Source organism: Vibrio sp. 10N.222.46.A1, assembly GCF_041473595.1.
In the GTDB taxonomy this organism is placed as follows: domain Bacteria; phylum Pseudomonadota; class Gammaproteobacteria; order Enterobacterales; family Vibrionaceae; genus Vibrio; species Vibrio tasmaniensis_A.
Genome location: NZ_JBFRSN010001818.1, coordinates 1 through 426 on the forward strand (window position 1 = coordinate 1; position 426 = coordinate 426).

Genomic DNA, 426 nt, shown 5'->3' on the forward strand with positions numbered 1-426 from the left:
ACATATCTTCCTGCTTTGATACATGATCTAATTGTCTTTTCTAATATGGAAGACCATGCAATAGAAAAAATAGTAAAAGAATATTCAAAATCTAAGAAACAAGTATTCATAGCTATCGATAAATTAGGAAGGTTAAGTATAGAAACTCAAGAGTTAGTAAAAAAATACGAGTTCCTAGCTTTAGACTCGAATCATCTTGCATTTCTAAAGTCGTGGAAGAAACAAAGATAATTGATTATTTATACTAAAAGTGTTGAAAAATGAATTGGATTCCGGGTAATACGAAACAAGGAACATTTACAATTGTTGTTGCTATACTTTTATTAGCTTGTGTCCGAATTGGGTTTTATTTAAATAATCCAGCCGACTATTTTTCGGAAAATTTGTTACCTGAATTGACCGGAATGTTGATCGAGTTATGTATTT

General features: G+C 30.0%; 1 pseudogene. It reads left to right on the forward strand.

The features are described 5' to 3' along the window. A pseudogene (locus AB4496_RS29455) lies at positions 1 to 231 on the forward strand (flagellar protein FlgN); the annotation flags it as partial. Positions 232 to 426 lie beyond the last annotated feature (195 nt).